Here is a 26,058-nt window from a genome sequence, read left to right as displayed (position 1 = left end):
CCTGTGAGGTCATAGGCTTCGGTTATGCCTCTGCCGAGCACGGTGACCGACCTGACCAGCTTCGACCTGCTGCTGTCGGTGGCCCGGCTCGGCTCCGTCGGGCGCGCGGCGGCCGCGCACGGGATCTCGCAGCCGGCGGCGAGCGCGCGGCTGCGGCAGCTGGAGCGGCGCCTCGGCGTGACGCTGCTCGACCGCGGGCCGCGGGGCTCGTCGCTGACCGAGACCGGGGCGCTCATCGCCGACTGGGCGCGGGCGGCGGTCGACGCGGCCGACGCGCTCGCGGCCGGGATCGCGGCGCTGCGGACCTCGCGGCACAGCCGGCTCACGGTCGCGGCGAGCCAGACGGTCGCCGAGTACCTGCTGCCGGCCTGGCTCGTCGCGCTGCACGCCGGCAGCCCGGGGCTCTCGGTGACGCTGCAGGCGCTGAACTCGTCGGACGTGGCGGCGCGGGTCCTCGGCGGGGAGGCCGACCTCGGGTTCGTCGAGGGGCCGGCGGTGCCGGGCGGGCTCGACGCGGCGGTCGTCGGGGCCGACCGGCTCACCGTGATCGTGGCGCCCGGGCACCCGTGGGCGCGGCGGCGGCGCGGGATCACCGCCGCCGAGCTGGCGGCGACGCCGCTCGTGTCGCGGGAGGCGGGCTCGGGGACGCGGGGCGCGCTGGAGGCGGCGCTGCCCGGGGCGGTGCCCGCGCCGCTGCTGGAGCTGTCGTCGACGACGGCCATCAAGCACGCGGTCGCCGCCGGGAACGCGCCGGCGGTGGTCAGCTCGCTGGCGATCGTCGCCGAGCTGGCGGCCGGGACGCTGGTGGCGGTGCCGGCGGGGGACGTGTCCCTGCAGCGCCGCCTGCACGCCGTGTGGCCCGCGGGGCGGCAGCTCGCCGGGCCGGCCCGGGACCTGCTGGCCATCGCCCGCCGCCGCTGAGACCCGCCGGCGAGCAGCTCCCGCACGTTCTCGGCGCGCCCCTGCACGCCCCGCTGACAGTAGCCGAGGGCGTTGTCAGCGGATTGGTCGTGGGCTGTCAGCGGGGGCCGCGACCGTGAACGGCATGAAGCACACCACGGTTCTCATCTCCGGCGCCAGCATCGCCGGGCCGGCCCTCGCGTTCTGGCTCGCCCGCTACGGCTGCGACGTCACCGTCGTCGAGCGGTCCGCCGAGCTGCGCCTCGGCGGGCAGGCGGTCGACTTCAAGGGCGAGACGCACCGCACGGTGCTGCGGCGCATGGGGCTGCTCGACGAGGTCAAGGCGCGCCAGACCGGCGGGCACGACCAGACGATCGTCGACGAGCACGGCAAGGCGCTCGCGGTGATCCCCGGCGAGTTCACCGGCGGGGAGATCGAGATCACCCGCGGGGATCTGGCTTCCCTGCTGTACGAACACACGCGCGGCCGGTGCGAGTACGTCTTCGGCGACACGATCACGTCGCTGACCGAGGTCGGCGACAAGGTCCACGTCACCTTCGCCGAGGCCGCGCCGCGCTCGTTCGACATCGTCGTCGGGGCCGACGGCATCCACTCCAACGTCCGGCGGCTGGCCTACGGGCCCGAGGAGGACTATGTGCGGTTCCTCGGGCACTACTACGCGCTCGTCGGGCTCGGGGCGGACGGCGCCCCCGCGATGTACAACGAGCCGGGCCGCATGGTCGCGATCGGCGGCCCCAAGGCGCCCGCGTTCTTCGTGTTCAAGTCCCCGCAGCTGCGGTACGACCGCTACGACCCCGAGGCCGCGAAGCGGATCCTGCGCGAGGCCTACCGCGGCGGGAAGTGGCGCGTGCCGGAGCTGCTGGCGCGGCTCGACGGCGCCGAGGACGTCTACCTGGACTCGATCAGCCGCTCCGAGGTCCCCGCGTACTCCAAGGGGCGCGTCGTGCTGCTGGGCGACGCCGCGTACGGCAACACCCTCGGCGGCTTCGGCACCGGGCTCGCGGTCGTCGGCGCGTACGTGCTCGCCGGCGAGCTGCGGGCCGCGAACGGGGACCACCGCGTGGCGTTCGCGGCCTACGAGTCGGCGTTCCGGGGCTACGCGAAGATCTCCAAGCAGGGCAGCGCCGGCCCGTTCCTGGCTCCCCCGACCCGCGGCCGGATCGCGATGCGCAACTGGACGTTCCGCTCCCCGTGGCTGCTGGGCATGATGCTGAAGCTGACCGACAAGTACGCCACGGGCATCGAGCTCAAGCAGTACTGAGGTACCCTCCCGCGTCATGACGGGGATGCCGATCACCGCGCTCGATCTCACCGGGTTCGAGCCGTTCGAGCACGAGCAACTCGCGTGGCGCGACGCCGACGGGACCGCGCTGACGCTGCACTACTTCGACCTGCCGCCGGACCTGCCCGCGCCGCTGGATCAGGTCGCGCAACTGCAGGCCGGGCGGGCCCGCAGCGCCGCGGAGGCGGGCGGCGGCCTCGTCGAGTGCACGGTCGAGCCCGTCGACGGCGTGCCGGCCCTGCGGCAGATCATCAAACTCCCCCACTGGCAGGGTCACGGCCAGGTGTTCCTCGGCTCGTACACGATTCCCCGGGCGACCTGCAGCACCGTGATCAAGCTGCAGGCGCCCGAGTACGGCGACACCGGCATCCGCGAGGCGTTCATCGCGGCCCGGATCGGGTTCGAGGACTTCATCACGCCCTCGCCGTACGCGCCCGGCCTCACCGGCGGGCTTCCGTTCCACCGGGCGGACGACCCGCGCTACGACGAGGAGTTCCCGCAGCACCCGCTGTCGCTGATCCGCGCGAAGCTGGCCCGGCTCGGCCCCGGCATCCGCCTCGACGAGCGGTTCAAGGCGCTGCCCGCGTTCGGGTGACCGGCGATCAGGTGCGGGTGGCGGCCGGACGCCTGGCCGCCACCCGCCTTTCGGGGGGTGGTGCGTCTCGCACCCGGGTCCGCGCACCGGCCTTCGGCGGTGACCGGTGCGCGGACGTTCTGGGCCGGTTATCCGTTGTAGACGCGGAACTCGGAGACCTGGCCGGCCGGCCAGCCCGTGTTCGCCGTGAAGGTCAGGCGCAGATAGCGGGTCGTGACCGTGGACGGGAACGTGATGGTGACCGTGTTGCCGGTGGCGGGATCGAAGGTGTACCCGGCCGAGCCCACGATCGCCGAGAACGTGCTGCCGTCCGTGCTGCCGCTCACCGACAGGGTCTGCGTGCGCGTCGCCCACGACGACTGGGGCGGCAGGGTGAGCACGACCCGGCGGGTGGCCACGGCGCTGCCGAGGTCGACCTGCAGCCACTGCGGCCAGGCGTTGTTCGCGCTCTCCCAGTAGGTGCCGGTGTTGCCGTCGACCGCGTTGCCGCTGCCGTACACCTGCGTGTGGCTGCTCTCCGCCGTCGGGCGGCCCGCGGCCAGGTTCGTGTTGTTGTTCGGCGGGGCCGCGGTCGTCGCGGTGACCGCGTTCGAGGCGCCGGAGGCGTTCCCGGCCGCGTCGAAGGCGGCGACGGTGAACGTGTAGGCCGTCGAGGCGGTCAGGCCCGTCGCGGTGAAGGCCAGCGTGGTGGTGGTGCCGATGACGGTACCGCCCCGGCTGACGCGGTAGCCCGCGACGCCGACGTTGTCCGTGGCGGCGTTCCAGGCCAGGGCCACCGTCGTGTCCGTGGTGCCGGTGACGCGCAGGCTGCCGGGGACCGACGGCGCGGTCTGGTCCGGGCCGGTCGGGAACGGGACCGTGAACCGCGCCTCGGTCAGCCCGATCTGGCCCTTGAGCATCCGGCCGCCGTCGTTGGTGAGGCGCAGGTAGTAGTCCGACGAGCACGGGGTGCCGTCCTCGTCGAGCGCGCGCATGCCGGCGTTGGTGGGCTGCCAGGCCGCGCTCTCGGCGGTCTTGGCGATCTGGTTGCCCTCGTTGAACTCGTCGAACATCGAGATGTAGACGCTCTTCACGCCGGCCCGGGTGTGGTTGTAGAACTGGCGCCACATGAGCTCGCCATGGCGGCGGTGGCCGGCCGCGAGGTCGCCGGGGATGACGCACGGCTGGTAGTCGATGCCGCGGCCGTTGAGGTCGGCGAGGTCGCCCAGCACGCGGTTCTGGTAGAACCAGTCGGCGCCCGCGTTGTCGCTGATCCGGCCGACCATCCACGGGGAGACCATGTCGAAGGCGTGGTAGACGTCGATGAACCCGGCCCGCGAGTCGTCGGTGCCGAACCGCCAGTGGGTCGGCACGCCGCCGATGACGTAGCAGCCCTGGCCCTTGAACCAGTTGATGACGTCGAGGCACGCGGCCGGGGCGAACGGGCGGCCGTCGTCGTTGAAGCCGAAGCCCCAGATGCACACGACGGGCTTGCCGTTCTGGCGGGCGTAGGCGGACGAGGCGGTGTGCGCGGCCATCTTGTTCGTCCAGTCGGCCTTGATCTCGTTCTGCATCGTCAGCCACCACGTGACGTCGTACATGATGTAGAACTTCCGGCCGTAGGCCTCGGCCGCCGAGCGCACCTTCTGGGCCATGGCGTCGCGGGTCGCGCCCTCGCCGCCGTTGGGGTTGAAGCGCTGCAGGGCCGCGGTGTCGCAGCCGTTCTGCTGCATCCAGCGGAAGTGGGTGTCGACGGTCTGCTGGTCGTAGGACGAGAAGAGGTTCGCCGGCTGGCCGTTGCCGAGGTTGGCGAAGTTGGTGCGGTACCCCTTCGTGAAGTCGCGCATATCCGGCCAGCACGTGATCGAGCACGCGCCCGGGGCCGGGCTCTGCGACCAGTTCGGGCTGTAGTGCCACCAGCCGTTGATCGGGGCTCCGTCGCCGATGCAGGCGAACCAGCCCTGGTAGCCGACGGTGACCTTGCCGACCACGTCGCCGGGCGCGCTGGCGGCGAACGCGGTCGAGGCTCCCTCGGCGGCGAGCGGCAGCGCGCCGGCGGCGGCGCCGGCGAGCGATGTGGCGATGACGGAGCGGCGGGAAACTCCCATGTGGACTCCTCGGGTGTCACCCCGGCGACGGCCGCGCGCCCGCCGGGTGCTCGGCGGGGGCCGGACATGTCGGGGCATGGCGGGGAACGGGCCTGGGCGGGGCCCGCACACCGGCACTGAGCAGCTCACGCGGGTGGGGACGCGCGGTTGGCGGCGCTGACCAAATGTCGGCTTCTGGCGTGGAATCCTGCCAGCAGTCGCGCCTTCACCGCAATACTTCGATGTGTCGATCGCAATTTTTCGACTTCGGACGGTCGCGATCGGCGCCGCGGCCGGGTCGGCGCGCAGGCGTTCGATCCACCGCACCACGTGCGCGGCCACCGTGCGGTGCTGGGCGTCGCTGAGGGCGTCGTAGCGCCGGCGCCGCGCCGCCCGTGCCCCGGGCGCGCCAGGGCCCGGCGGTCTCGGCGGCGTCGCTCACGGACGTTCGACCGGCGCCCACAGGCTCGGCAGGTTGACCACGACGCCTTCCTGGCTGCTACGGGCGATGACGACGACCGCCTCCTCCGCGCCCGGGTTCTCCTCGCGGTGCGGCACGTAGGGCGGGACGAAGATGTAGTCGCCCGGCCCGGCCTCCAGCCGGATCTCCTCGCCGCCCTCGGCCGCGTCCTTGGCGAACACGAAGACCGGGTGGCCGGAGACCACGTAGATGGCGGTCTCGGCCTCGCCGTGGTGGTGGTCGCCCGAGCTGGTGGCCGGGGCCACGTGGGTGCGGCCCATCCAGAGCTTCTCCGAGCCGACGGTCTTGCCGGAGATCGCCTCCAGCCGGGTCATGCCCGAGGTCTGGCCGGTGTCGCCGGTCAGCTCGGCGCCGCGGACGTGCCGCAGCGGGGCGTGCCAGTGCTCGTCGCTCATCGCAGGGCTCCCTCGGGTTCGCGCAACAGGTCGGCGACGGTCGTGCCGGTGAGGACCTCCTCGGTGCGGGCCTGGATCTCGCGCCACACGGCGGCCACGGCGGGCGTGCGGCGCGGGTCGTCGTCGGGCCCCTCGCCGTGCACGCTGAGCAGCCCGCCGTCGACGGCCGCGACCACCTCGGCGAGGGTGATGGACTCGGCCGGCCGGCCCAGCCGGTAGCCGCCCTCGCAGCCGCGCCGGCTGCGCACGAGCCCGGCCCGGCGCAGGTCCCGCAGGACGGCCTTGAGAAAGCGGAAGGGGATGTGCTGCTCGGCGGCGATCGCCTCGCAGACCAGCGGGCGGCTCGGATCGGCGGCGAGGCCGGCCAGCGCGCGGATCGCATAGTCCGCCTTCGCCGAGATGCGCATCGCCAAACCATACCAACGGACTCTGGTTTGGAGCTAATGTGCCCTGGTGACCTTTTGTCCGATTTGTCGTTGAGCCGGGCAGACACGAGACGGGAGCTTCGAATGAACCGCAGGAGCCTGCTGCTGGCGGCCGGCGCCGTCGGCGTCACGACCGTGGTCGGGGGCGCGGGCGCGGCCGCCGCGATCGCCGCCGGCGACCCCGAGGGCAGCCGCACGCCCCGGCCGATGCTGACCTGGGAACTGACCGGCGGCTTCGTCCCGGCCGGCTGGAACGCGCTGCGGGCGCCGCGCCTGGTCGCCTACGACGACGGCGTGCTCATCGCCGACGCGGGCAAGCGGCTGCGCATCGGCCAGGGCGAGGTGCGCTCGCTGCGCAACCACGCGACCACGGTGCTGCGCGACCCGGCCAACGCCCGCCGCCGCCCCGGCGCCCCGATGATCGCCGACGTGCCGTCGACGGTGTTCACGGCGCGCACGAACGGGCGCAAGTTCAGCCTGCAGTTCGAGGGCCTCGAGGAGACGCGGCGCGACCGGGCCTACCCCACGCCGGCGTACTCCCTGCTGGACCACTGCGCCCAGCTGCGCGACCGGGTGAACCGCGCCGGCACGGCCTGGAACCCCGACGCCGTCCGCATGATCGTGGTGCTCCTGGACGCGGCCCAGCCCGTCACGACGCCGGTGCGGCCGTGGCCGGCGGGCGTGCCGGTGCCGCAGTTCCGCAAGAACGAGTTCCTGGCCCAGCAGGACCTGCGCGACCGCCAGGCCCGCGCCCTCCAGCGGGCCGTGCCGCACTCGGACACGGTCCAGTGGCCGGTCTTCCGGCTCCCGGACGGCCGGCGCGCCCAGATCAACTGGCGCTTCCTGCTGCCCCACGAATAGCCTTCAGCGTCTCCACCAGCACGCGGTACGTCACGTCGACGTCCTGCCCCATCTGGAACCCGGTGCGCAGCACCGCGAAGCCGTGCAGGGCGGCCCGCAGCACGCGGGTCGCGTGCACCACCTGGTCGTCGGTGAGGTCGTAGCCCTTGAACACGGCGAAGACGACGGCGAGGAAGCGATCGGCCGCGGCCGTGACGCCCGGGTCCGGGTCGATGCGCTGCGGCATGAACGCGTAGCGGTGCGGGCGCCGGGTGACGTAGTCGCGGTAGGCGAACGCGAGCGCCTCGAGCGCCGCGTCGCCACTGCGGCCGAGGATGGCCGCGGTCGCCTCGGCGGTGAACTCGTCGATGATGCGCACGGCCAGCAGCGCGCGCAGCTCGGGCAGGCCGGCGACGTGCTTGTAGAGCGAGGGCGTCGCCACCCCGCACTCCCCCGCCACGGCCGCGAGCGTCAACGCCTCCGGGCCGCCGGCGTCGACCACGCGCAGCGCGGCGTCGACGACGGCGGCGGGGTTGAGCCCGGCCCTAGGCACCGGCCGTCCCGGCGATCCGAATCCACATAGCCCCAAAGCTAACGCGGTTAGCCTAGCCGGTCAAGCCATGCGCGGGCCGAGCGCGGCGCAGTAGGGTGCGGGAATGAGCGCACTCGCACAGGCCGGACGGGACTATCGCGCGCAGCGGCCGATCTCGCTGCTCGGCGGGCGGCTGACGGTGACGCTGCCCGAGGGGGCGCGGGCCGAGGCGCGCGGCCAGTCGCTCATGGGCGTGGCCGCCGACGAGCAGGCCGAGACCCGGGTCCTGCTCGACCTCGACGGTGAGCGCCTGGTGCTGCTCGCGTCCGAGCTCTTCCGCGTCGTCGAGGGCGACCTGGAGCCCGCGATCGCGGCCATCGCCCAGACCTGGGAGCTGCCCGCGGGGCAGCGGCTCGTGCCGCTCGACACCGCGGACGGGACGGTCGCCTACGGCTACTTCCCGCTCGACTCCCACCGCCAGGCCGTGCCGATCGCGGACGCCTTCGTGCGCACGGCGGATGCGGCGGTCGTACGCGTCCAGCTCTTCGTCTCCCCGAACGCCGCCGACGACCGCGAGGGCCTGACCGACCTGGCGACCCGCGTCCTGGGAACGATCGAGCGCGGCGAGCGCACCCTGTCCTCGGGGGCCGGCGAGCGCGTGCTCACGAGCCTCGACGGCGAGACGATCCTGACCCTGGCGGCGCCGGAGCGCTGGGTGGCGTATCAGGAGCCCGGCCTCTCCTTCGTCGTGCTCCGCCTGTTCCGCCTGACCCCGCTGGGCGGCCCGTTCGCGTCGGTCACCCTGTATCGCGGCAGCGCCCCGTCGCTCGTCCACGAGCGCTTCCCCGCCGAGGCGGTCACCCGCTCCGGCGGCCGGCTCCTGGGCCTGCCGACCGACTGGATCCACGTGCACACCGGGATCGGCGGCACGTCGGCGGTGCACATGCGGGAGGCGCTCGTCGAGGACGGCTCGGGCCAGTTCGTGCACGCCCTGGCCGAGACGGACGACCCCGCCTTCGAGCCCGAGATCGACGCGCTCCTCGGATCGATCGTCCGGGCCGGCTGAGCGAGACTCAGCCGATGCCGGCCGCACGGCAGGCCTCGGCGTACTGGCCCGCGCACAGGGCGCCCGCGGTCACGAAGCCGTCCTTGATCACGGTTCCGGCGATCGTGTCCTTCGTGACGGCCACCGGGTCGAGCAGGATCGAAGGCACCTGGCCGGCGCCGTTGTCCACAGTGGACGTCTCCGTGGGCTTCCTGCCGCGCAGCAGATCGTCGGCCAGGGCCGCGGCCGTCTCCGCCTCGGCACGGATCGCCTTGTAGACCGTCATGTACTGCTCGCCGACCAGGATTCGTTGCAGCGCCGCGGTTTCGGCGTCCTGCCCGGTCACCGGGACCGCCGGCATCCCGGCCGCCTTCATGGCCGCGATCGCCGCCCCCGCGGTGCCGTCGTTGGCCGCGTACACGCCGACGATCGTGCGCCCCCGCAGGGTCGGCAGGATGCCCGCCGTCCAGGCCTTCGCGTTGTCCGGGTTCCACTCGGCGGTGTCGGACTCGGCCGCCACCTTCACCTTGCCGTCCAGCCCCGCGTGCGCACCCTGCTTGAACAGCGTCGCGTTGTTGTCGGTCGGCGAGCCGTTGATCCACAGGATCTCGCCCTGCGACGCCTTCGGGCCCAGCGCGGTCAGCAGCGCCTGGGCCTGCAGCGCGCCGACCTTCGCGTTGTCGAAGGAGATGTAGTAGTCGACCGCGGTCTTCAGCACGAGCCGGTCGTAGGAGATGACGGGCACCCCGCGGCGCTTCGCCTCGGTCACGATCTCGCCCGCCGCGACGCTGTCGACCGGGGTCAGCACGAGCACCTTCGCGCCCTGGTCGAGCGCGTCCTTCGCCTGCTGCAGCTGGGTCGCGGCGTTCTGCTCGGCGTTGCGGTAGTCCACGGTGCAGCCGGGGCACAGCTCGGAGAGCTTCTGCGCGAAGTACGGCTGGTCCCCGGCCTCGTAGCGGCTCGCCTTGCGCTCGGGCAGCAGCAGCGCCACCCGCGCGGCGGGGCCGCCGCCGGTCGCGTCGGTCTTGAGGGTCTCGGTGCAGCCCGACGCGAGCACGGCGACGGCGAGCACGGCGGCGAAAGCCTTACGCATCAGGGATTCCTCAGTACTTGAAGCGGGAGACGAGCACGCGCATCTCGGAGGCCATCGAGGCGAGCCGGTCGACCGCCTCGCCGGTGCTGGACACGCCCCGGTTGGTCAGCTCGGTCGCGTCGGCGACCCCGGCGATGGTGCCGGCGATGTCGGTCGAGCCGCCGGCCGCCGCGCCCACGCTGTGGCTCATCGAGCGGGCGGTGACCGCCTGCTCCTCGACCGCCGCGGCGATCGCGTTCTGGTACTCGCTCATCTGCGCGATGACGTCCCCGATCTGCCCGATGGCGGCGACCGCGTCCTCGGTGTCGAGCTGGATCGCCTGCACCCGCCGGCCGATGTCGTCGGTCGCCCGCGCGGTCTCCCGCGCCAGGTCCTTGACCTCCTGCGCGACGACCGCGAACCCCTTGCCGAAGTCGCCGGCCCGGGCCGCCTCGATGGTCGCGTTGAGCGCGAGCAGGTTCGTCTGCCCCGCGATCGAGTTGATGACCTTGACCACCTCGCCGATCTCGGTGGACGAGGCGCCGAGCTTGCCGATCGTGTCGTTGGTCGTGGCCGCGATCGCGACCGCCGACGCCGTCACCGTCGCCGCGTGGGCGGTGTTGCGCGAGATCTCGTCGATCGCGTCGCCCATCTCCGACGCCCCGCCGGCGACCGCGGCCACGTGCTCGCTGACCGTCCCGGCCGCCCGCGCCACCTCGCCCGCCTTGCTGTTGGCCGACTTCGCGCTGGTGTCGATCTGCCGGCTGATCGCGGTGAGCTCCTCGGCCGCGGCCGCGAGCGTCGCCGAGTTGTCGCCGAGCGAGCGCACCGCCTCCCGGGTGCTGGCCGTCGCCGCCCCGAGCGCCCGGGCCATCTCGCCGACCTCGTCGCGCTGGGCCACGTCGGCCTCGGCGGTCAGGTCGCCCGCCGCGACCGCGTTGAGCACCGCGTGCACGCGGCGGATCGGGCGGACGATGAGCCCGGTCAGGTACCGGCTGAGCACCATCGCCAGCGCCAGCCCCGCGAGCAGCGCGACGACCATCGCGATCCGCGCGGTGCGGTAGGCGCTCGCGGCCTGCCCGGCCCCGGCCTGGCCGCTGGACTGCTCGAAGCGCATCAGGTCCTCGAGCGCGCCCATCGCGTTGCCGCCGACCGTGTCGCCGTCGCCGAGGTACGCCTGCTGGAATCCCGCGTTGTCCCCGGCCTGGATCAGCGGGAGCAGCCGATGGTCGCGGATGTTGCGAAACGCGCCCCACCAGATCGTGAACCGGTCCAGGAGATGCCGCTGCTCGACGTCGCGAACCGTCGCCCGGTAGGCCGCGACCTCCGCGTCGACCTGCTGCTCGGCCGCGGCGATGTCGTCGGTGAACGCCTTGCTCGCCACCGGCCCGTTGGACAGCGCCAGGTTGGCCACGTCGTTGCGCACGCGCAGCGCGGCCCGGTCGAGCGCGGCGAGATGCGCCGCGGGCACCAGGTTGAGCTTGTAGAGTTCGGCTGCGCGGTTGTTGACCTGTTGCAGGCTGAACACGCCGACACCGAGCACCACGGCGCCGACCAGGCACCCCACGAGCACGAGCAGCATGAGCTTGCGGGCCATCGGCTGGTCGGCCAGCCACCGTCGCTTCTCGGCTGCCACGCGCACGCCCCTTCACCGATCACAGAACCGGCAGTCTCATCGGCGTGCGCGCCCGGTTCCTGAGAGGTTGCGCGCTCAGAGGCGGCGCAGATGCGCGATCCCGAGCACCAGGGCGGAGCTCCCCTCGGCCCTGAGCCGCCGCGCCGCCATGAACGCGAGGACGGCCGAGCCCGCGTACACCGCGAACGGCACGAGCAGCGGCACGAACCGGAACGCGAGCACACCGGTGACGATCGCGGTGACCAGCCCTACAGGGCGCGGCGGAGCCATTCCTCGACGCCGGCGACGTGGATCGAGGCCCAGGAGCGGGCCAGGTCCGGCTGGCGGGACGCGATCGCGTCGACGATGGCCTGGTGCTGCTCGCGCGTGCGGGCCGCCGCGCCCTCCTGGGTCAGGCCGCGCCAGATGCGCGCGCGGGTCGTCGGGCCCGACAGCCCGTCGATCAGGGAGCACAGCACGGCGTTGCCCGAGCCCGCGGCGATCAGCCGGTGGAACTCCAGGTCGTTGGCGACCAGCGCCTCGATGCTCGGCGCGTCGCCGAGCGCGTCCAGGACGGCCTGGAGCCTGGCCACGTCCGCGTCGGTCATGCGGGTCGTGGCCAGGGCGGTCGCGGCCGGCTCCAGGATGCGGCGGACCTCCAGGAACTGCAGCACGGTGTCGTCGCGGTGGAAGTCCACGACGAAGCTCAGGGCGTCGAGCAGGAGGTCGGGCGCCAGGCTGGTCACGTAGGTGCCGTCGCCCTGGCGGACGTCCAGGACCCGGATCATCGACAGCGCCTTCACGGCCTCGCGCAGGGAGTTGCGCGACAGCCCCAGGCGCTCGGCCAGGTCCGCCTCCTTGGGCAGGCGGTCGCCCGGGCCCAGCTCGCCCGAGGTGATCATGCCCTTGATCTTGTCGATGGCCTCGTCGGTCAGTGCCACTGTTGCCTCCGCGGCGACTGTACTTCGGCCAGCCCGTACACCTCGCGCGCCGTCGCCGAGAACACCTCGGGCGCCGCCACCAGGGCCCGCGTGCGCGCGAGGGTCTCGGCGTAGGAGACGGCGAGGGTCGACACCGGCCAGTCCGAGCCCCACATGAGCCGCTCGGGTCCGAAGCACTCGAGCGCGAACTCGACATAGGGCCGGACGTCCGGGACCTCGGTGAACAGCCCGGAAACCTTGGCGGTGACGTTGGGCATTCGCGCTATATCCGAAATATCCGATCGCCACGCCGCGAAGTCGCGCGGCTTGCCCAGGTGATCGAGCACGAACCGGACCGAGGGACACGCCGCCGCGACGGCCACCGCCGAGGGCAACTGATCCGGCCGCAGCACCAGGTCGAAGACGAGCCCGGCGCGGCCGTAGGCGGCCAGCCCGGCCCGCACGTCGGCCCGCGAGAGGTAGTCCGTCTCCTCGGCCTGCACCTGAGCCCGGAGCCCGACCAGGTACTCGGCGCCGGGCAGATCGAGATACGCCCGGAACCCGGGCGCCGCGGGATCGTCCCAGGCGACGACGCCGGCGATCTCGGGCGTCGCCGCGGCGTGGGCGAACAGCACCGCGGCCTCGTCGGCGTCGCACCGCCCGCCCTCGACCAGCACCGTCCGCGCGACCCCGGCGGCCGCGAGCTCGGCCCGCAGGTCGGCCGGGGTGAACGTGCGGCGGATCGGGGCCAGCTCGGGGGCGTCGAGCCAGTCGTAGCCCTCGCCGAGGCGCCACAGGTGCTGGTGCGCGTCGACGATCACAGCAGTCCCCGCGCGCCCAGCTCGGCCCACAGGGCATCGGGGGGCGGTGCGGCGAACAGCGCGGCGTTGCGGCGCACCTGACCGGCGTCATCGGCCCCGAGCACGACCGCGGAGACGACCGACTCTCGACCGGGAAAGGCGATCGCGGCGGCGGGCAGCGTGGTGCCGAGCGAGCCGCACACGGAGGCGATCCGCGACGCCCGCGCGACGAGTGCCGCGGGCGCGTCGCCGTACTCGTAGTGCAGCCCCGCCCGCGGCACGTCCTCGGCGAGCAGCCCGCTGTTGAACACCCCGGCGGCGAGGACGGACACCCCCGTGGCGGCACACGCGGAGAGCAGGTCACGGGCCGGCTGCTCCAGCAGGGTGTACCGCCCGGCCACCATCACCGCGTCGGGCGCGCACTCGGCGACGACCCGGGCCAGGACGGTGACATCCTTCGAGCCCGCTCCGATCGCGCCCACGACACCCTCGGCCCGGAGTTCGGCCAGGGCCGGGAAGCCCTGCCGCAGCGCCGAATCGGGCTGGAACTCCGGGTCGTGCAGGAGGGCCACGTCGACGCGGTCGAGGCCGAGCCGCTCCAGGCTCGCCTCCAGCGAGCGGCGCACCCCGTCGCGGCTGAAGTCCCAGACGCGGCGGTGCGTGCGCGGGACCGCGAACCCGTCGGCCAGGTCGTCGCCGCCCCCGTCGACGGGCTCGAGCAGGCGGCCGACCTTGGTGCTCACCGTGAACTCGGCGCGCGGCCGGTCCGCGAGGGCCGCCCCGAGCCGCCGCTCCGACAGGCCGAGGCCGTAGTGCGGGGCGGTGTCGAAAGTGCGGATGCCGCACTCCCAGGCCGCGTCGACGATGGCCCGGGCCTCGGCGTCGCAGCGCTCGCGCCACAGGTTGCCCAGCTGGGCACAGCCCAGCCCGAGCGCGGTCACGTCCTGGGCCTGACCCTCAGGCCGTGCATGCCGCCGTCGACGGACAGCACGGCGCCGGTGGTCGCGCTGGCCAGCGGGCTCGCGAGGTAGGCGATCGCGTGCGCGACCTCGTCGGCCGAGACCAGCCGGCCGGTGGGCTGGCGGGCCCGCAGCGCGGCGAGCTCGGCGTCGGGGTCGGCGGCCTGGTCGAGCAGCCGGCGGACCCACGGGGTGTCGGCGGTGCCCGGGTTCACGCAGTTGACCCGGATCCCGTCGCGCACGTAGTCGGCGGCCATGGCCGCGGTCAGCGACTGCACGGCGCCCTTGGTCGCGCTGTAGAGGGCGCGGTCCGGCAGGCCCGCGTGCGCCGCGATCGAGCAGGTGTTCACGATCGCGGCGCAGGCCGAGCGGCGCAGGTGCGGCAGGGCGGCGCGGGTGACCCGGACCAGGCCGACGACGTTGACGTCGTAGACGCGGTGCCACTCCGCGTCGGCGTTGGCCTCCACGGTGCCGATCGCGCCGATGCCGGCGTTGTTCACCAGGATGTCGATGCCGCCGAGGCGGGCGGCCGCGGCCTCGACGCCGGCGCGCACGGCGGCGTCGTCGGTCACGTCGGCGACGAAGCCGGCGACGCCCTCGGGGATGCCGTCGGTGCGCAGGTCGAGGCCGGCGACGCGGGCACCGCGGGCGGCGAGGTGGCGGGCGGTGGCCAGGCCGATCCCGGAGGCGGCCCCGGTCACGACGACGGCGAGACCGTCGAACTCTCCAGTCACGAAGCTCTCCCAAACATCGGAGGACTGTTGTCTACCAGCCGGAGAGAACGGCCCGCAAGGGGTCGGCGACCATCGATAGGTCGGATGTCACTACTCCATGCCGCGCCGCCCGGGCGTCCAGAACGGCTTGGTCAGCACCGATCGCCGCGGCCAGCCCCGGTCGCGGACGAGGTGCTGCTTGACGGCCTGCACGGCGCGCGCCTCCCCGGCGACATAAGCCTGCCCGGATTCCTCCGGAAGAGCCAGCCGCCGTACCGCATCGACGAGCCCGTCCCGCGACACCCACGTGACGTTCCCGTCGAGGGCGAGCCGGTCCGCGGGCTCGGCCTCGATCACGACCCGGCTCGCGGCCCGCTCGGCGGCCGGCAGCGCCCGCAGCATCGGGCCGAACGCGACCGAGGCGGTCTCCTCGCCGACGAAGAGGTGGTGCGGCGCCGAGCGGGTCACGAAGTCGCCCTTGGGCTTGCTCAGCAGCACCTCGTCGCCGGGCCGGGCCGCGCCCATCCAGCGCGCGCCCGGCCCGTCGCCGTGCAGCAGCGCCTGCAGCTCGATGGTGTCGGCCTCGCGGCTCCACACGGAGTACGTCCGCAGCAGCGGCGCCAGGGCACCCTTCGCGCCGACGTCGACGCGCACCTGCTGACCCGGCTTCCACTCGGCGTCGCGCAGCGCGCCGGCCCGCAGGCGCAACCGGCGGAACCGCCCGGTGGCGGGCTCGGCCTCGGCCACCGTGGCCCGCACGAACAGCATCTCCCAGAGCTTCATGCCCGGGGACGCTACCGTCTATCGGCGATATATCGGAACCTTCGCCGGGTGCATTGTCACAATGCATCGCGGCATCAATGCACCGGCGCATCAGAAGCATCGGGGCATCACAGCATCGGACAGCGCAAGGGCCCGGCGCCGAATCCGGCTCCGGGCCCCGCGGACGCCCACGCGGGCGCCTCCTAGATGTCCTCGTCCAGCTGCGTTCCGCGGCGGGGGTCACGGATGCTGCGGCCGGTGGAGTCGACGGCGCCGTCGTCCACGCGGCCGCCGCGGGCCAGCTGGTGCTCCAGGCTCTGCTTGCGCTCGGCCTCGAAGCGCGCCGCCTCGCGGGCCGCCGCCTCGGGGCTGTTGGGGTCGATTCCGGTCGGGTCATGCGCGTTCATGCTGCTCACTCCCAGTGCTCGGCGGGTCGGGACGGGCGGGTCGGGACACAGTACCCAGGGTGAACTGCACTAATCCAGAGCCGTGGCACGCCGGATTCTCACAGCGCCGTCGGCGGCCGGCCGCACGCGTGGCTAGATTCGAAGACGAGGACTAGCGAAGGAGAACTGACGCATGTCAGCACAGAGCAGCGCGGCGAACGCGGGCACGATCGACGTCGGCGGCGACCTGACCGTCAACCGGCTCGGCTTCGGCGCGATGCGCATCACCGGCGACGGGATCTGGGGGCCGCCCCGCGACCGCGAGGAGGCCAAGCGGGTCCTGCGCCGCGCCGTCGAGCTGGGCGTGAACTTCATCGACACCGCCGACTCCTACGGGCCCGACGTCAGCGAGGAGATCATCGCCGAGGCCCTGCACCCCTACGCCGACGACCTCGTCATCGCCACGAAGGGCGGCCTGACCCGGTCCGGCCCGAACCAGTGGGCGCCCGACGGCCGGCCCGAGCACCTGCGCGAGGCCCTCGAGGGCAGTCTGCGCAAGCTGCGGGTGGACACGATCACGCTGTACCAGTTCCACCGCGCCGACCCCCGCGTCCCGCTCGAGGAGTCCGTCGGGGCCATCGCCGAGCTCAAGGCCGAGGGCAAGATCCGGCACATCGGCGTGTCGAACTTCAGCGAGGAGCAGCTGCGGGCCGCGCAGCGGATCACCCCGGTGGTGTCCATCCAGAACCGGTACAACGTCGACGACCGCGGCTCGGAGGCGCTGGTCGACCTGTGCGAGCAGGAGTCCATCGTCTTCCTGCCCTGGGCCCCGATCCAGAACCTCGACGGGAACGCCACGATCGAGGCGGTCGCGAAGAAGTACGAGGCCTCGCCCCGCCAGGTCGTGCTCGCCTGGCTGCTGGCCCGCTCGTCGTCGATCCTGCCGATCCCCGGCACCGGGTCGGTCGGGCACCTCGAGGACAACATCGCCGCCGCCGGCATCAAGCTGACGGCCCAGGAGGTCTCGGACATCACCCGCAACGCGTAAAAAGAAATCCGGGCGCGATGTCGGATCCGGGCCCTCCCCTTCGAGGAGGGGATGAAGGACCACTTCGCGTGAGGAGACTGTTGTGCGGTACGTGATGCTGCTCGAGGCGACCCAGCCCCAGACGCCGCCCCCCGCCGGGCTCATGGAAGCGATCATGAAGCTCGGCGAGGAGGCGACGGCCGCGGGCGCCCTGATCGACAACGCCGGCCTGCTGCCGAGCGCGGCCGGCGCGCGGATCACCGTGACCGGCGGCGACCTGACCGTCACCGACGGGCCGTTCACGGAGACCAAGGAGATGATCAGCTACGCAGTCTACGAGGTCCGCTCCAAGGAGGAGGCGGTCGAGTGGTGCAGCCGCTTCATGAAGGTCCACCGCGACCTGTGGCCCGAGTGGGCGGGCTCCTGCCGCATCCTGCAGGTCATGGAGTTCTGAGCCGATGAGCCCCAACCGGCGCTCAGACCGGCCGGACGTGCGCCGCGTGGTGGAGGCGGTCTACCGCATCGAGTCCGCCCGCATCATCGGCGCGCTCGCCCGGCTGGTCCGTGACGTCGGGGTGGCCGAGGAGCTGGCCCAGGACGCCCTGGTGGTGGCCCTGGAGCAGTGGCCGGACCGGGGCGTGCCGGACGATCCCGGCCCGTGGCTCATGGCCACGGCCAAGCACCGGGCGATCGACTACCTGCGACGCCAGGAGACGTACCGCCGCAAGCTCGCCGTCGTCGGGGCCGAGGACGGCTTCAGCGAGGAGACGGCGATCGTCGACGCCCTCGACGACCACATCGGCGACGACACGCTGCGGCTGATCTTCACCGCCTGCCACCCGTCGCTGACGACCGAGTCGCAGGTCGCCCTCACCCTGCGGATGCTGGGCGGCCTGCGCACGGACGAGATCGCCCGGGCCTTCCTGACCACGCAGGCGTCGGTCTCGCAGCGGATCCTGCGGGCCAAGAAGGCGCTGCGGGGCGTGGCGTTCGAGCTGCCGCCGGCGAGCGAGGCGCCGGCGCGGCTGTCGGCGGTGCTCGGGACCGTCTACCTGATCTTCAACGAGGGCTACTCGGCGACCGCGGGCGCGGACTGGGCGCGGCCCGAGCTGGCCAAGGAGGCCCTGCGCCTGGGCCGGGTGCTGTGCGGGCTGATGCCGGACGCGCCCGAGGTCCACGGCCTGACGGCGCTGATGGAGTTGCAGGCCTCCCGGATCGGCGCCCGCACCGACGCCGAGGGCCGCCCCGTGCTGCTGGCCGACCAGGACCGGCGCCGCTGGGACCGGCTGCTGATCCGGCGCGGGCTGGCCGCCCTGGCGCGCGCCGAGGAGCTGGGCACGCTCGGCCCCTACGGCCTGCAGGCCGCGATCGCCGCGGGTCACGCCCGGGCGCGCGCGTTCGAGGACACGGACTGGTCCCGCATCGCCGCGCTGTACCGCCTCCTGTCCCACGTCGCCCCGTCGGCCGTCGTCGAGCTCAACCGGGCCGTCGCGGTCGGGATGGCCGACGGCCCGGCCGCGGGCCTGGAGCTGCTCGACGGGCTGCGCCTGCCCGGCTACCCGCACCTGCCGGCCGCGCGCGGCGAGATGCTCGAGCGCCTGGGCCGCACCGCGGAGGCACGGGCCGCGTTCGCCGAGGCCGCCCGACTGACCAGGAACGACGCCGAGCGCGCGGTGTTCACGAGACGCGCGTCATCCGCTTGAGGCGGTACATCTCGGCGTCCGCGCGCCGCAGGAGACCGTCCGGGTCGCCGGGCGGGCCCTCGGCGAAGCCGACGCTCGCGCGAATCGGCAGGAGCCGGTCGTCGACCCGGACCGGGGCCTCCATCAGGGTCAGGAAGCGCGCGGCCGCGCCCGCCGCCGCTTCGCCGTCCGCGTCCGGGAGCAGCACGGCGAACTCGTCGCCGCCCAGCCGCGCCGCCAGGCCCGGCGGCGGCGTGGCCGCGGCCAGGCGCTCGGCCACCGCGACCAGCACCGCATCGCCGGCGTGGTGCCCGTAGGTGTCGTTGACGAGCTTGAAGTCGTTCAGGTCGACGAGCAGCACGGCGCTGTGCGAGTCCGCGGCGGCGAGGCGGGCGTCGAAGAGCGCCCGGTTGGCCAGCCCCGTCAGGCCGTCGTGCGTGGCCTGGTGCCGCAGCTCGTCCTGCAGGAGCCGGGCCTGGGTGGCGTCGCGGGCGTTGCTGACGTAGGCCCCCACGCCCGGCACGTGCAGCAGGTTCCGGCTGACCACGTCGAGCCAGCGCCAGGAGCCGTCCGCGTGGGCGTAGCGGACCTGGTAGGTGACCGTGGCGTCCGGCGCCGAGCGCAGCTCGTCCATGGCCGGGAGGAAGATCCGCAGGTCGTCCGGGTGGATGTGCGCGACGACGGGCGTGCCGAGCACCAGCGCCGGCTCCTTGCCCAGCAGCCGCTCGGTGGCCGGCGACACGTACGTCAGGGTCCCGTCGACCCCGACGAGGGAGGTGATGTCGGTCGAGTGCGCCAGCAGGCTGCTCATCCGCCGCTCCTGGCCCTTGAGCTCGCGCATGAGGGCCGCGTTCTCGGCGAAGGCGAGCAGCTGGCGGCTGACGGCCAGCACGGTGGCGACGAAGAGCCCGCCGAGCAGGATCCACGTGTCCGCCCCGACGCCGTCGCGCAGGACGAAGGGCAGCCCGGCGAACATGCCCGCCAGCGTCGTGTACGGCAGCAGGCTGTAGGGCTTCGGCAACCGCTGGGCCGCGGGGACCGGCGGGCCGCAGACCTCCTGCAGGCGCGGGCCGAGCACCAGCAGGACCGACGACAGGAACTGGGCGCCGAGCAGCATGCTGAGGTGCGCCGAGCCGGGCGACACGAGCGACCCGGCCGCCCCCTGCAGGATGGAGGCCGCCAGCATCGGCGCCGCCGCGGCGACGGTCAGCGGCGCGTTGCCGCTCAGGATCAGCTTCACCGCGGAGAAGCCGGCCACCAGGATGATCGCCGTGCCCAGCAGCAGGGCGACCAGGGCCCCGACCGGCCGCCCGGTCTGCGCGGGCAGGAGCAGCAGCCAGGCCAGCACGGCCACGCCGACGAGCACCGAGGCGGCGTCGAGCCAGAAGCGCAGCCGCGCCGCCCGCGTCAGCAGGCGTCCGGGGTGGGTCAGCATGATCCACACCATGTACGCGGCGCCCACGAGGATCGCGCCGGCCTGGAACGCGTTGGGCACGGCCGCCGCCGCCCCCGGGCGCGCCCACGCGACGACCGTCTGGCTGACGTCGCCGAGCAGGAACAGCAGCGAGATCCGGCTCACCGCGCGCCAGAACCGCCGCGTGTCGGCGGGCAGGTCCATCCGGGTGACCCGGCGCGAGGCGTGCCAGAGCAGCAGGTCGGTCAGCGGCAGCAGTGACCAGAAGAGCCGGACCTGCGCGGCGTCGGAGCCGAGCCCGAGCAGGAACCAGAGCACGAGCACGCCGCCGGCCGCGACCAGGGCCCGCACCCAGGGGTCGCGGCGCACGGCGGCGAGTCCCCGGCTCACCCGGGCCGCCCCGCCGCCGCGTCGCGGGCCGGGTTCAGCCGGGCGAAGGCGGCCTCGAGGTGCTCGGCCGGGCCGGGCCTGGCGAAGTGGTAGCCCTGCGCCAGCCGGCAGCCGAGCTCGTGCAGCACCTCGGCCTGCTCGGCGGTCTCGATGCCCTCGGCGATCGCGGGCAGGCGGCGGCTGCTGCCGAGCTGGAGCACGGCCCGGGTGAAAGCGTGGTCGCCGTCGGGCCCGGGGCCGGTCGGCACGAACGAGCGGTCGATCTTGAGGATGTCGACGGGGAGCTGGTTGAGGTACGACAGCGACGAGTAGCCGGTGCCGAAGTCGTCGATGGCGATGCGGACCCCGTGCCCGCGCAGGCGCCCGAGCGCGCCGGGCAGCGCGTCGGCGTCCCCGGCGAACACCGACTCGGTGATCTCCAGGACCAGGGCCCGCGCCGGCAGCCCCGTGCGGTCCAGCACCGCCAGGACTTCGTCGGCGAATCCGGGCTCGGCGAGCTGGCGCACCGAGACGTTCACGGTGATCGAGGTGCCGAAGCGCTCGTACCAGCCGCGGGCGTCCCGGCAGGCCCGCTGCAGCACCCAGGCGCCGATGGGCACGATGAGCCCGGTCTCCTCGGCGACGGGGATGAACGCGTCCGGCGGCACCGGCCCGCTCGCCGGCGTCCACCGCAGCAGCGCCTCCACGGCCACGATCCGCGCGCCCGGCAGCTCGACCACCGGCTGGTAGTGCACGGCGAGCTCGCCGCGCTCGATCGCGTGGCGCAGCCCGGCGCTGATCCGCGTGAAGGTCTCCCGGGCGCTTCGGAGCTCCGATCGGTACGGCACCACGCGGTCGCGCCCGCCCCGCTTGGCGGCGCGCAGGGCCAGCTCGGCATCGGCCACGGCCTCGCGCGGGTCCTGCCCGTCGAGGTGCACGAGCCCGATGCTGGCCGCGAGGTGCACGACCCGCCCGCCGACCCGCAGCGGCGCCTTGACCTCGGCCCGCAGGAGCTCGGCGAGCTGCTCGGCCCGCTCCTGCGACCCCGGCGCGGCGCCGTGCTCCACGAAGAGCGCGAACTCGTCGCCGCCCAGCCGGGCCAGGGTGTCCCCGGGCGCCGCGATCGAGCGCAGGCGGTGCGCCAGCGCGATGAGCACCTCGTCGCCGAACGCGATCCCGTGGGCGTCGTTGAGGTCGGTGAACCGGTCGAGGTCGAGCAGCAGCAGCGCGTGCCGGGGCCCGGCGGCGCCGTCCGCCCGGTCCAGGCTCCACTCCATGCGCTGCGCGAGCAGGGCCCGGTTGGCCAGCCCGGTCACCGGGTCGTGCAGGGCGCCGTGGCGCAGCTGGTCCTCCAGCGCGGCCCGCTCGTCGAGCGCGGCCTGCAGCCGGCGCCCGTTCGCCTCCAGCTCGGCCTGGCGGCGCTGGGCGAGCCGGGCCAGGCCGCCGAGGCGCGTGACGAGCAGCACCGACAGCACCGCGGCGAGGACCGAGGGCACGATGAGGTGCCGCCACTCCCCCGACCCGCGCAGGCCGCCGGTGGTGAGGAGCCGGTAGACGGTCGCGGCCGGGCCGAGCAGCGTGGCCGCGCCGAAGAGCAGCAGCCGGCGCGAGGAGACGACCTCGGCGGCCGCCGCGGGCACGGCCGGGCGCTCGCCGGCCAGCCGCGGGTGCAGCCCGGCCAGGCCGAGCACCAGGTAGGAGCAGAGCCAGAGCGCGTTGTCGAGCCAGGCCACGTCGCGGGTGGAGCCGGCCGCCGCGTGCGCGAAGAAGATCGTGTTGGCCGCGAGCAGCAGCCCGGCGCCCGCGAGCACCAGCCGGTTCGCGCGGTTGCGGGCCGCCCCGGAGAGCAGCACGCGCACGACGACGGCGAACAGGACCAGGTCGCAGACGGGGTACACGAGCGCGAGGCTCAGCGCCAGGGGGCCGATGGCCGCATGGTGCAGGTACGGATGCAGCAACAGCATCCAGTCGATGACCGCGAACCCGGCCACCACGATGGACGCGTCCAGCAGGGCGAGCCGGGCCCGTCCCCCGGCGGCGCCGATGAGCCCGGCGATGAGCAGCGCGTAGGAGGTCAGGTACCCGAGGTCGTTCCACGACGGGAAGGGCACCTGACCGTGGTGGGTCAGCGCCTCGATCGTCCACACGAGGTCGGAGAGCAGCCGGACGGCGAACCCGGCGCCGACGAGCCGCCACGCGGGTTCGACCGAGCGGCGGTCGCGGGCCATCCGCAGCAGCAGCGGGGCGGCCCCGGCCAGGCCGCCGAGCATCCACAGGACGCGGGCGAGCGGGCCGGCGGCCAGCGACGAGCCAACGATCGCGGCGGCACCGGCCGCGACCAGAAGCCGGGCGCGTCCATGCATGCCTACCAGCTCACCGGCCGCGGGTTGCGCATCCGGTGCACGGGCGGTGTCCCGCGGTTGGTCTTTTGAACCGGCCGCCACGGGGGAAACAGGATGATGTGCGGGTTCTCGGCGGACGGTACCGACTGCGGCGCAAGCTGGGCGAAGGTGGCATGGCCAGCGTCTGGGAGGCGCACGACGAGGTCCTGGACCGTGAGGTCGCCGTGAAGCTGCTCACCCCCGAGCACACCGCGGACCCCGAGGCGTTCGATCGGGCCCGCAACGAGGCCCGCTCCGGCGCCCGCTTCGCGCACCCGAACGTCGTGTCGGTGTTCGACTTCGGCACCTCGCGGCGGGCCGGGCGCGGGACCGCGTACCTGGTGATGGAGCTGGTCGAGGGCCAGCCGCTGGACGCCGTGATCAACGAGGGGCCGCTGGACTGGCGGGTCGCCGGCCGGGTGTGCGCGGAGGTCGGGGCGGGCCTGGCCGCGGCCCACGGGCACGGCGTCGTGCACCGCGACATCAAGCCGGCCAACGTGGTGCTGACCCCGGCCGGAGCCAAGATCCTCGACTTCGGGGTGGCCGCCCGCACCGGGCAGCCGGATCAGCTGCCGGAGGGAACGCTGATGGGGACGCCGGCGTACCTCGCGCCAGAGCGCCTGCTGCCGGGCGCGGCAGCGGCCCCGCCGGCCGACGTGTACGCGGTCGGGGTGCTGCTCTACCAGTGCCTGACCGGGCGGCTGCCGTTCCCGGCCGACACCGACGAGCAGATGCTGCACGCCCACTGCCACGTCCCGCCCGAGCCGCTGCCGCGGATCGCCGGGATGCCCGAGGAGGTCCTCGAGGTCTGCGAGGCGAGCCTGGACAAGCGGCCGGAGGCGCGGCCGACCAGCGTGGCGCTCGCGCTGATCCTGTCGGCCGCGGTCGACGTGCCGGTACACGTGCCGCCCGTGCTGCACCCGCACGCCATGTCGCCGACCCTGCACGCGACGACGGAGGCGATATCCGCTTGACCGCCGTGTGAGGGTCGGCCTGTGGATGACTCCTTCCGGCTCAACCGGGCGCAGTGGGACGAGCGGGCACCGGCGCATGCGGCGTCGCGCGGGTACAACCTGCAGGGCTTCGACGACCCGGAGCACCTCAGCGACGTCGTGCGCTTCGACCGGCCCCGCCTCGGCGACGTGCGCGGGCTGCGGGCCGTGCACCTGCAGTGCCACATCGGCACCGACACGCTCTCCTTGCACCGGCTGGGCGCGCACGTCACCGGTCTCGACTTCTCCCCCGTGTCCCTGGCCGAGGCGCGCGCCCTGGCCGGGCGGGCCGGGGCGGACATCGACTACGTGGAGTCGGACCTCTACGGCGCCCCCGGGGTGCTCGAGGCGGGCGCGTTCGACCTGGTGTACACCGGGGTCGGCGCCCTGTGCTGGCTGCCCGACATCCGCCGGTGGGCCGGGGTCGTGGCGACCCTGCTGCGCCCCGGCGGGCGGCTGTTCATCCGCGAGGGCCATCCCGTGCTGTGGGCGATCGACGAGACGCGCAAGGACGATCTGCTGGTCCTCAGCTTCCCGTACTTCGAGACGCCGGAGCCCCTGGTGTGGGAGGAGGCCGGCACGTACGTCGACACGACGGCGCAGTTCCAGCACAACGTCACCCACTCGTGGAACCACGGGCTGGGCGAGATCGTGAGCGCGCTGCTCGCCGAGGGGCTCCAGCTCACGATGCTGGAGGAGCACGACAGCTGCCCATGGGACTTCTACCCGGGGCGGACGGTCGAGGACGCGGAGGGTGAGCACCGGCTGGCCGAGGGGCGTGCGCGTCTGCCGCTTACATACACTCTGCAGGCGCGTAAACCGTAGATCTCATCCTTTGGGAGGCCGTGCCGTGGGCGAGGAGCAGGACGTCAACCAGGTCGTGGCCGAGGCCGCCCGTGCCGCCCGCGCCGCGGCCGCATCGCTCGCCGCGGCACCGGCCAAGACCATCGACGAGGCCCTGCGCGGGATGGCCCGCCGCCTCGCCGCCGGCCCGGGCGCGATCCTCGAGGCCAACCGCGCCGACGTGGCCGCGGCCGAGGCCGGCGGGATGAGCGGCGGCCTGCTCGACCGGCTCCGCCTCGACGAGGCCCGGCTGGCCGGCATGGCCGAGCAGCTGAACATCCTCGCCGACGTGGAGCCGGAGCCGGCCCGCCGGACGGTCCGCGAGCTCGGCGGCGGGCTGGTGCTGCAGGAGTGGCGGCGCCCGGTCGGCGTCATCGGCGCCAACTACGAGGCCCGCCCCAACGTGACCGTCGACGTCGCCTCGCAGCTGATCAAGAGCCAGAACGGCGGGGTGCTGCGCACCGGCTCGGCCGCCCTGGCCTCGGCGATCGCGCTCATGGACGAGATCGTCGCGCCGGCCCTGGCCGAGGCCGGCCTCGACCCGGCCGCGGTGCAGCTCATCCGGGCCCGGGGCCGCGAGACCGCCGACGCCCTGGTGTCCCAGCCGGGCCTGGTCCCGCTGGTGATCCTGCGCGGCAGCGGCGAGAGCACCCGGACCCTGGCCGAGAAGGCGGCGCTGCGGGGCGTGCGCACCCTGGCCCACGCCGACGGCGGCGGCGTGCTCTACATCGACGCGGCGGCCGACCTCGGCAAGGCGTTCGCGCTCATCACCGCGGGCCTCGACCGGCTCGGCGTGTGCAACCGGCTCAACCTGCTGCTCATCCACCGCTCGCACTACGAGGACCTGGTGCCGCGGGTCACCGAGGCCGTGGCGCCGCGGATCGCCGTCTCGCTGCCGCCGCACGCGCACGCGCTGGGCTACGAGTGGGCGCTGGACTCCGATCGCGAGGCGACGATCACCGTGGCGCCCGTCGACTCCCCGCTCGCCGCCGCGCGCCTGGCCAACGACGAGACGTCGGGGCTGGCCGCGGGGATCGTGACCGAGGACGCGGCGGCGGCCCGGGAGTTCCTCGGCGCCTACGCCGGCACCGGCGCGTTCTGGAACGCCACGACCCGGCTGCTGGACGGGTTCAAGCTGCTCAACGTGCCCGAGACGGGGATCAACATCGACCGCGTGCCGGGGCCCCGGGGGCCGGTGACGTTCCGGGACCTCTCGCTGCGGCAGTACGCGGTCGTGCCGGCGGACCGGCTCGGCGACCTCGACTAGATACTCGACTAGTGTCCTGCGCCGTAAGTTCGCCTAATAAGTGGGTGTAGGGTGGTGGGATGCCGAGGACCGGGCGTCCTATCACCCCGTTGGTGTTGTCTGACGAGGAACGCGTGACGTTGGTTCGCTGGTCGCGGCGGGCGAAGTCGTCGCAGGTGCTGGCGATGCGCGCGAAGATTATTCTGGCCTGTGCCGAGGGCGTCTCGAATACCGATGTGGCCGCGGATATCGGTGTGCATCTGTCCACTGTGGGTAAATGGCGTAGACGGTTTCT

Annotated in this window: 27 protein-coding genes; 12 read left to right on the top strand and 15 right to left on the bottom strand. The window is 73.8% G+C overall.

All coding sequences use genetic code 11. From position 1 onward, the window contains the following. Positions 1–24 precede the first annotated feature (24 nt). From ABT369_RS34240 to ABT369_RS34230, 3 genes are all read left to right on the top strand, one after another. Positions 25–921, top strand: coding sequence for a LysR family transcriptional regulator (locus ABT369_RS34240; RefSeq protein ID WP_350618266.1), 897 nt, complete (start codon positions 25–27; stop codon positions 919–921). A gap of 124 nt (positions 922–1,045) precedes the next feature. Beyond that, the gene (locus ABT369_RS34235) at positions 1,046–2,182 is read left to right on the top strand and encodes an FAD-dependent monooxygenase (protein ID WP_350618264.1); all 1,137 of its coding nucleotides are present in this window, start codon (positions 1,046–1,048) and stop codon (positions 2,180–2,182) included. A gap of 16 nt (positions 2,183–2,198) precedes the next feature. Beyond that, positions 2,199–2,798, top strand: a complete 600-nt coding sequence (locus ABT369_RS34230; RefSeq protein WP_350618262.1) for a hypothetical protein — start codon at positions 2,199–2,201, stop codon at positions 2,796–2,798. Positions 2,799–2,926: 128 nt separating this feature from the next. Here ABT369_RS34230 and ABT369_RS34225 read toward each other — a convergent pair whose 3' ends face one another. From ABT369_RS34225 to ABT369_RS34215, 3 genes are all read right to left on the bottom strand, one after another. Beyond that, entirely contained in the window at positions 2,927–4,885 is a 1,959-nt protein-coding gene (locus ABT369_RS34225; RefSeq protein WP_350618260.1) for a discoidin domain-containing protein, read from the bottom strand. Between the two features lie 417 nt (positions 4,886–5,302). Beyond that, complete coding sequence (locus ABT369_RS34220) at positions 5,303–5,740, bottom strand: cupin domain-containing protein (protein WP_350618258.1); 438 nt, start codon at positions 5,738–5,740, stop codon at positions 5,303–5,305. Beyond that, positions 5,737–6,147, bottom strand: a complete 411-nt coding sequence (locus tag ABT369_RS34215) for an RrF2 family transcriptional regulator (protein WP_350618256.1) — start codon at positions 6,145–6,147, stop codon at positions 5,737–5,739. The genes ABT369_RS34220 and ABT369_RS34215 overlap by 4 nt, the downstream gene beginning before the upstream one ends. Before the next feature lie 102 nt (positions 6,148–6,249). Here ABT369_RS34215 and ABT369_RS34210 point away from each other — a divergent pair, with 102 nt between their 5' ends. Beyond that, the gene (locus ABT369_RS34210) at positions 6,250–7,026 is read left to right on the top strand and encodes a hypothetical protein (protein WP_350618254.1); all 777 of its coding nucleotides are present in this window, start codon (positions 6,250–6,252) and stop codon (positions 7,024–7,026) included. On the opposite strand, the gene ABT369_RS34205 is transcribed toward ABT369_RS34210, so the two are convergent. Then, the gene (locus ABT369_RS34205) at positions 6,995–7,558 is read right to left on the bottom strand and encodes a TetR/AcrR family transcriptional regulator (protein WP_350618252.1); all 564 of its coding nucleotides are present in this window, start codon (positions 7,556–7,558) and stop codon (positions 6,995–6,997) included. The genes ABT369_RS34210 and ABT369_RS34205 overlap by 32 nt on opposite strands. A gap of 103 nt (positions 7,559–7,661) precedes the next feature. On the opposite strand from ABT369_RS34205, the gene ABT369_RS34200 reads away from it, so the two are divergent. Then, complete coding sequence (locus tag ABT369_RS34200) at positions 7,662–8,603, top strand: hypothetical protein (protein WP_350618250.1); 942 nt, start codon at positions 7,662–7,664, stop codon at positions 8,601–8,603. Between the two features lie 7 nt (positions 8,604–8,610). Here the strand turns inward: ABT369_RS34200 and ABT369_RS34195 are convergent, their stop codons facing one another. The 9 genes from ABT369_RS34195 to ABT369_RS34155 form a co-directional block, all read right to left on the bottom strand. Then, positions 8,611–9,675, bottom strand: coding sequence for a sugar ABC transporter substrate-binding protein (locus tag ABT369_RS34195; RefSeq protein WP_350618248.1), 1,065 nt, complete (start codon positions 9,673–9,675; stop codon positions 8,611–8,613). Positions 9,676–9,685: 10 nt separating this feature from the next. Then, positions 9,686–11,290, bottom strand: coding sequence for a methyl-accepting chemotaxis protein (locus ABT369_RS34190; RefSeq protein ID WP_350618246.1), 1,605 nt, complete (start codon positions 11,288–11,290; stop codon positions 9,686–9,688). A gap of 75 nt (positions 11,291–11,365) precedes the next feature. Beyond that, on the bottom strand, positions 11,366–11,512 hold the full coding sequence (locus ABT369_RS34185; RefSeq protein ID WP_350618244.1) for a hypothetical protein: 147 nt from the start codon (positions 11,510–11,512) through the stop codon (positions 11,366–11,368). Positions 11,513–11,538: 26 nt separating this feature from the next. After that, complete coding sequence (locus tag ABT369_RS34180; RefSeq protein WP_350618242.1) at positions 11,539–12,210, bottom strand: FadR/GntR family transcriptional regulator; 672 nt, start codon at positions 12,208–12,210, stop codon at positions 11,539–11,541. Further along, positions 12,201–13,010, bottom strand: coding sequence for an amidohydrolase family protein (locus ABT369_RS34175; protein WP_350618240.1), 810 nt, complete (start codon positions 13,008–13,010; stop codon positions 12,201–12,203). The genes ABT369_RS34180 and ABT369_RS34175 overlap by 10 nt, the downstream gene beginning before the upstream one ends. Next, complete coding sequence (locus ABT369_RS34170) at positions 13,007–13,930, bottom strand: aldo/keto reductase (RefSeq protein WP_350618238.1); 924 nt, start codon at positions 13,928–13,930, stop codon at positions 13,007–13,009. The genes ABT369_RS34175 and ABT369_RS34170 overlap by 4 nt, the downstream gene beginning before the upstream one ends. Beyond that, positions 13,927–14,682: an SDR family NAD(P)-dependent oxidoreductase gene (locus tag ABT369_RS34165; protein WP_350618236.1), complete on the bottom strand. Its 756-nt coding sequence runs from the start codon at positions 14,680–14,682 to the stop codon at positions 13,927–13,929. The genes ABT369_RS34170 and ABT369_RS34165 overlap by 4 nt, the downstream gene beginning before the upstream one ends. A 90-nt stretch (positions 14,683–14,772) precedes the next feature. Further along, on the bottom strand, positions 14,773–15,444 hold the full coding sequence (locus ABT369_RS34160; protein WP_350618234.1) for a siderophore-interacting protein: 672 nt from the start codon (positions 15,442–15,444) through the stop codon (positions 14,773–14,775). A 182-nt stretch (positions 15,445–15,626) separates the two neighbouring features. After that, entirely contained in the window at positions 15,627–15,830 is a 204-nt protein-coding gene (locus ABT369_RS34155) for a hypothetical protein (RefSeq protein ID WP_350618232.1), read from the bottom strand. Positions 15,831–16,002: 172 nt separating this feature from the next. Here ABT369_RS34155 and ABT369_RS34150 point away from each other — a divergent pair, with 172 nt between their 5' ends. The 3 genes from ABT369_RS34150 to ABT369_RS34140 all read left to right on the top strand — a co-directional run bounded on the left by ABT369_RS34150 (position 16,003) and on the right by ABT369_RS34140 (position 18,539). Continuing rightward, a complete protein-coding gene (locus ABT369_RS34150) occupies positions 16,003–16,857 on the top strand; it encodes an aldo/keto reductase (protein WP_350618230.1) in 855 nt (284 codons plus the stop codon). An 82-nt stretch (positions 16,858–16,939) separates the two neighbouring features. After that, complete coding sequence (locus tag ABT369_RS34145) at positions 16,940–17,290, top strand: YciI family protein (protein WP_350618228.1); 351 nt, start codon at positions 16,940–16,942, stop codon at positions 17,288–17,290. A 4-nt stretch (positions 17,291–17,294) separates the two neighbouring features. Then, on the top strand, positions 17,295–18,539 hold the full coding sequence (locus ABT369_RS34140) for an RNA polymerase sigma factor (RefSeq protein WP_350618226.1): 1,245 nt from the start codon (positions 17,295–17,297) through the stop codon (positions 18,537–18,539). Here ABT369_RS34140 and ABT369_RS34135 read toward each other — a convergent pair. Next, positions 18,514–20,322 carry a diguanylate cyclase domain-containing protein gene (locus tag ABT369_RS34135; protein WP_350618224.1) on the bottom strand — a complete coding sequence of 603 codons (1,809 nt, stop codon included), beginning with the start codon at positions 20,320–20,322 and terminating at the stop codon, positions 18,514–18,516. The two genes, ABT369_RS34140 and ABT369_RS34135, sit on opposite strands and share 26 nt — an antisense overlap. Then, positions 20,319–22,664 (bottom strand): putative bifunctional diguanylate cyclase/phosphodiesterase, encoded by a 2,346-nt coding sequence (locus ABT369_RS34130; RefSeq protein WP_350618222.1) that lies wholly within the window; start codon positions 22,662–22,664, stop codon positions 20,319–20,321. The genes ABT369_RS34135 and ABT369_RS34130 overlap by 4 nt, the downstream gene beginning before the upstream one ends. Before the next feature lie 98 nt (positions 22,665–22,762). Here ABT369_RS34130 and ABT369_RS34125 point away from each other — a divergent pair, with 98 nt between their 5' ends. From ABT369_RS34125 to ABT369_RS34110, 4 genes are all read left to right on the top strand, one after another. Beyond that, positions 22,763–23,656, top strand: coding sequence for a serine/threonine-protein kinase (locus ABT369_RS34125; protein ID WP_502891852.1), 894 nt, complete (start codon positions 22,763–22,765; stop codon positions 23,654–23,656). 21 nt (positions 23,657–23,677) lie between these two features. Next, positions 23,678–24,499, top strand: coding sequence for a class I SAM-dependent methyltransferase (locus ABT369_RS34120; RefSeq protein ID WP_350618218.1), 822 nt, complete (start codon positions 23,678–23,680; stop codon positions 24,497–24,499). Positions 24,500–24,524: 25 nt separating this feature from the next. Next, the gene (locus tag ABT369_RS34115; protein WP_350618216.1) at positions 24,525–25,784 is read left to right on the top strand and encodes an aldehyde dehydrogenase family protein; all 1,260 of its coding nucleotides are present in this window, start codon (positions 24,525–24,527) and stop codon (positions 25,782–25,784) included. A gap of 92 nt (positions 25,785–25,876) precedes the next feature. Beyond that, a partial coding sequence (locus ABT369_RS34110) for a helix-turn-helix domain-containing protein (RefSeq protein ID WP_350618214.1) occupies positions 25,877–26,058 on the top strand: 182 nt, incomplete at its 3' end.

Source organism: Dactylosporangium sp. NPDC000244 (assembly GCF_040300725.1).
Taxonomy (GTDB): domain Bacteria; phylum Actinomycetota; class Actinomycetes; order Mycobacteriales; family Micromonosporaceae; genus Dactylosporangium.
The sequence above is the reverse complement of the archived record's forward strand: the minus strand, read 5'-3'. Positions and strand labels throughout refer to the sequence as shown.